The sequence below is a fragment of the Arthrobacter sp. GAS37 genome (genome assembly GCF_044908325.1).
Classification (GTDB): domain Bacteria; phylum Actinomycetota; class Actinomycetes; order Actinomycetales; family Micrococcaceae; genus Arthrobacter; species Arthrobacter ramosus.
In genome coordinates, this window is record NZ_JBIYDB010000074.1 from 1 (window position 1) to 5493 (window position 5493).

A 5493-nucleotide genomic window follows, 5' to 3' on the forward strand; every position below is an offset into this window, starting at 1 on the left:
GTGTCGGGGCCTGGACCGTTAATGGTTGTCCGGCGGTGTCCTACTCTCCCACACCCTCCCGGGTGCAGTACCATCGGCGCTGTGGGTCTTAGCTTCCGGGTTCGGAATGGGACCGGGCGTTTCCCCCACGCTATGACCGCCGTAACCCTGTTACCCGGTCCGCCGCACGGGGTGCGGGGCGGGAAGACTGGTGGTTACAACTTGTCCAAACCCGTTTGAGGGGTTTGGTGGTGTTGTTATTCAGTTGTGGTTTGTTCCGGAACGGGTTGTTGTTCGGGAACCACATAGTGGACGCAAGCAGTGATCGTGTTTGTGTGGTGTAAGTTGTCGGCCTATTAGTACCGGTCAGCTTCAACAGTCTTTAGTCCTGTCTTCCACATCCGGCCTATCAACCCAGTGGTCTGGCTGGGGGCCTCTCACACACGAGGTGCATGGAAATCTCATCTTGAAGCGAGCTTCCCGCTTAGATGCTTTCAGCGGTTATCCCATCCGAACGTAGCTAATCAGCGGTGCACTTGGCAGTACAACTGACACACCAGAGGTTCGTCCGTCCCGGTCCTCTCGTACTAAGGACAGCCCTTCTCAAATTTCCTGCGCGCGCAGCGGATAGGGACCGAACTGTCTCACGACGTTCTAAACCCAGCTCGCGTACCGCTTTAATGGGCGAACAGCCCAACCCTTGGGACCTACTCCAGCCCCAGGATGCGACGAGCCGACATCGAGGTGCCAAACCATGCCGTCGATATGGACTCTTGGGCAAGATCAGCCTGTTATCCCCGAGGTACCTTTTATCCGTTGAGCGACGGCCATTCCACAATGTACCGCCGGATCACTAGTCCCGACTTTCGTCCCTGCTTGAGATGTCTCTCTCACAGTCAAGCTCCCTTGTGCACTTACACTCGACACCTGATTGCCAACCAGGCTGAGGGAACCTTTGGGCGCCTCCGTTACTTTTTAGGAGGCAACCGCCCCAGTTAAACTACCCATCAGGCACTGTCCCTGACCCGGATCACGGGCCGAAGTTAGATGTCCAAAGTGACCAGAGTGGTATTTCAACGATGACTCCACCCGAACTGGCGTCCGGGCTTCAACGTCTCCCACCTATCCTACACAAGCCACTCCGAACACCAATACCAAACTATAGTAAAGGTCTCGGGGTCTTTCCGTCCTGCTGCGCGTAACGAGCATCTTTACTCGTACTGCAATTTCGCCGAGTTTATGGTTGAGACAGCGGGGAAGTCGTTACTCCATTCGTGCAGGTCGGAACTTACCCGACAAGGAATTTCGCTACCTTAGGATGGTTATAGTTACCACCGCCGTTTACTGGGGCTTGAATTCTCAGCTTCGCCTTGCGGCTAACCGGTCCTCTTAACCTTCCAGCACCGGGCAGGAGTCAGTCCGTATACATCGTCTTGCGACTTCGCACGGACCTGTGTTTTTAGTAAACAGTCGCTTCCCCCTGGTCTCTGCGGCCCCGATCCCCTCCCACCAGCAAGTGGTGTTCAAGGTTGGGGCCCCCCTTCTCCCGAAGTTACGGGGGCATTTTGCCGAGTTCCTTAACCATAATTCTCTCGATCGCCTTGGTATTCTCTACCTGATCACCTGTGTCGGTTTGGGGTACGGGCGGCTAGAACCTCGCGCCGATGCTTTTCTAGGCAGCATAGGATCACCGGATCCCCCCATGACGGGGGTCCCATCAGATCTCAGGAACGTCATCAAAGACACAGCGACGGATTTGCCTATCGCTGACCCTACATCCTTAGACCGGGGCAACCATCGCCCGGCCCGGCTACCTTCCTGCGTCACACCTGTTAATACGCTTACCTCCCGGGATCAGGTCCCGCGCTCGGCCAAAACCCGCACACCACAAGGGTGATTGGGCAGGCTCCGGGCGGTTAGTATCCCCCGCTTGGCATGGGCGGTCCTTCGCCGGTACGGGAATATCAACCCGTTGTCCATCGACTACGCCTGTCGGCCTCGCCTTAGGTCCCGACTTACCCAGGGCAGATTAGCTTGACCCTGGAACCCTTGATCATTCGGCGGACGGGTTTCTCACCCGTCTTTCGCTACTCATGCCTGCATTCTCACTCGTGTAGGCTCCACCGCTGGTTTACACCGCGACTTCACCGCCCACACGACGCTCCCCTACCACTCCAGACGACTGAACCACGAAGGCTTGTCTACTATCTGAAATCCACAACTTCGGCGGTGTACTTGAGCCCCGCTACATTGTCGGCGCGGAATCACTTGACCAGTGAGCTATTACGCACTCTTTCAAGGATGGCTGCTTCTAAGCCAACCTCCTGGTTGTCTTCGCAACTCCACATCCTTTCCCACTTAGCACACGCTTAGGGGCCTTAGTTGGTGGTCTGGGCTGTTTCCCTCTCGACTATGAAGCTTATCCCCCACAGTCTCACTGCTGCGCTCTCACTTACCGGCATTCGGAGTTTGGCTGACGTCAGTAACCTTGTAGGGCCCATCGGCCATCCAGTAGCTCTACCTCCGGCAAGAAACACGCAACGCTGCACCTAAATGCATTTCGGGGAGAACCAGCTATCACGGAGTTTGATTGGCCTTTCACCCCTACCCACAGCTCATCCCCTCCATTTTCAACTGAAGTGGGTTCGGTCCTCCACGACGTCTTACCGTCGCTTCAACCTGGCCATGGGTAGATCACTCCGCTTCGGGTCTAGATCACGCCACTACACTCGCCCTGTTCAGACTCGCTTTCGCTACGGCTACCCCACACGGGTTAACCTCGCGACGTAACACTAACTCGCAGGCTCATTCTTCAAAAGGCACGCCGTCACAACTACAAGGTTGCTCCGACGGATTGTAAGCACACGGTTTCAGGTACTGTTTCACTCCCCTCCCGGGGTACTTTTCACCTTTCCCTCACGGTACTGGTCCGCTATCGGTCATTAGGAAGTATTTAGGCTTATCAGGTGGTCCTGACAGATTCACACGGGATTTCTCGGGCCCCGTGCTACTTGGGATCCTCTCCAGGCGGCACACAACATTACGGTTACGGGGCTAACACCCTCTCCGGCCGGCCTTTCAAGACCGTTCACCTATGTCTGCACTCTCACCCCACCGGTCCGGCAGAACCAGTACGGAAAGTCCCACAACCCCGCCCATGCAACGCCCGCCGGCTATCACACATGGAACGGTTTAGCCTCATCCGCGTTCGCTCGCCACTACTAACGGAATCACTCTTGTTTTCTCTTCCTGCGGGTACTGAGATGTTTCACTTCCCCGCGTTCCCCCCACGCACCCTATGTGTTCAGATGCGGGTCACCAGATCACGAAAAACGCGTCTGGCGGGGTTTCCCCATTCGGACATCCTGGGATCACCGTTCGGTTATCAACTCCCCCAGGCTTATCGCAGATTCCTACGTCCTTCTTCGGCTCCTAATGCCAAGGCATCCACCGTGTGCCCTTAAAAACTTGACCACACAAGATCAAAAAACTTCTCGAGAGAACCACGGAAACCACGCCACGCCACACACCCCGGAAGGATGCACCACGCGGCCGGATCCAGGTTCATAAAAAGAAATTGCTGTAAGACACACACACCCCACCACCCCCGAAAGGAAGCAATGACCATGCGCGTGCCTAGATGCTCGCGTCCACTATGTAGTTCTCAAACAACAACCCCGTACCACACCCCCCGCACCAACCACCCCCAAAAACGGGGACGGCCACCAACGCACGGACCATGCAGCCAGGAAACCAGAAACACCCAAACCCGCGACACAAGACACGCAAACCCAAACAGGCCACGCACCCACGCCACGGCCCTGTTGCCTCAGGACCCAACAGTGTGCCAAACACGAAAAACCGGCTTTCCCCCACCCGCACCGTTCCAAGACACCCGAACCAAAAGGAACGAAAGCATCCGTACTAGGGGCGGGAAAGAACCAACCGGCCGCTATCTGCTGATATTCCACCCATGAGCACCCACCGCAGAACAGACGCCTGCGCAATGGGCTTTGCTTCCACACACCCCCACAGCCACCATGCGGCAACCACAGGAATGATAATGGTGCTCCTTAGAAAGGAGGTGATCCAGCCGCACCTTCCGGTACGGCTACCTTGTTACGACTTAGTCCCAATCGCCGGTCCCACCTTCGACGGCTCCCCCCACAAGGGTTAGGCCACCGGCTTCGGGTGTTACCAACTTTCGTGACTTGACGGGCGGTGTGTACAAGGCCCGGGAACGTATTCACCGCAGCGTTGCTGATCTGCGATTACTAGCGACTCCGACTTCATGGGGTCGAGTTGCAGACCCCAATCCGAACTGAGACCGGCTTTTTGGGATTAGCTCCACCTCACAGTATCGCAACCCTTTGTACCGGCCATTGTAGCATGCGTGAAGCCCAAGACATAAGGGGCATGATGATTTGACGTCGTCCCCACCTTCCTCCGAGTTGACCCCGGCAGTCTCCTATGAGTCCCCGGCCGAACCGCTGGCAACATAGAACGAGGGTTGCGCTCGTTGCGGGACTTAACCCAACATCTCACGACACGAGCTGACGACAACCATGCACCACCTGTAAACCGACCGCAAGCGGGGCACCTGTTTCCAGGCGTTACCGGTTCATGTCAAGCCTTGGTAAGGTTCTTCGCGTTGCATCGAATTAATCCGCATGCTCCGCCGCTTGTGCGGGCCCCCGTCAATTCCTTTGAGTTTTAGCCTTGCGGCCGTACTCCCCAGGCGGGGCACTTAATGCGTTAGCTACGGCGCGGAAAACGTGGAATGTCCCCCACACCTAGTGCCCAACGTTTACGGCATGGACTACCAGGGTATCTAATCCTGTTCGCTCCCCATGCTTTCGCTCCTCAGCGTCAGTTAATGCCCAGAGACCTGCCTTCGCCATCGGTGTTCCTCCTGATATCTGCGCATTTCACCGCTACACCAGGAATTCCAGTCTCCCCTACATCACTCTAGTCTGCCCGTACCCACTGCAGAACCGGAGTTGAGCCCCGGTCTTTCACAGCAGACGCGACAAACCGCCTACGAGCTCTTTACGCCCAATAATTCCGGATAACGCTTGCGCCCTACGTATTACCGCGGCTGCTGGCACGTAGTTAGCCGGCGCTTCTTCTGCAGGTACCGTCACTTTCGCTTCTTCCCTACTGAAAGAGGTTTACAACCCGAAGGCCGTCATCCCTCACGCGGCGTCGCTGCATCAGGCTTTCGCCCATTGTGCAATATTCCCCACTGCTGCCTCCCGTAGGAGTCTGGGCCGTGTCTCAGTCCCAGTGTGGCCGGTCACCCTCTCAGGCCGGCTACCCGTCGTCGCCTTGGTAGGCCATTACCCCACCAACAAGCTGATAGGCCGCGAGTCCATCCAAAACCGCAAAAGCTTTCCACCACCACCGCATGCGCGGAGCAGTCGTATCCGGTATTAGACCCAGTTTCCCAGGCTTATCCCAGAGTCAAGGGCAGGTTACTCACGTGTTACTCACCCGTTCGCCACTAATCCCCGG

General features: G+C 56.6%; 3 rRNA genes. All 3 read right to left on the reverse strand.

The window, feature by feature from the left end:
• Positions 1-27: 27 nt before the first annotated feature.
• Positions 28-144 (reverse strand): 5S ribosomal RNA (gene rrf, locus ABH924_RS24590).
• 170 nt (positions 145-314) lie between these two features.
• Positions 315-3453: ribosomal RNA gene (locus tag ABH924_RS24595) — 23S ribosomal RNA — on the reverse strand.
• Between the two features lie 603 nt (positions 3454-4056).
• Positions 4057-5493: ribosomal RNA gene (locus ABH924_RS24600) — 16S ribosomal RNA — on the reverse strand; the annotation flags it as partial.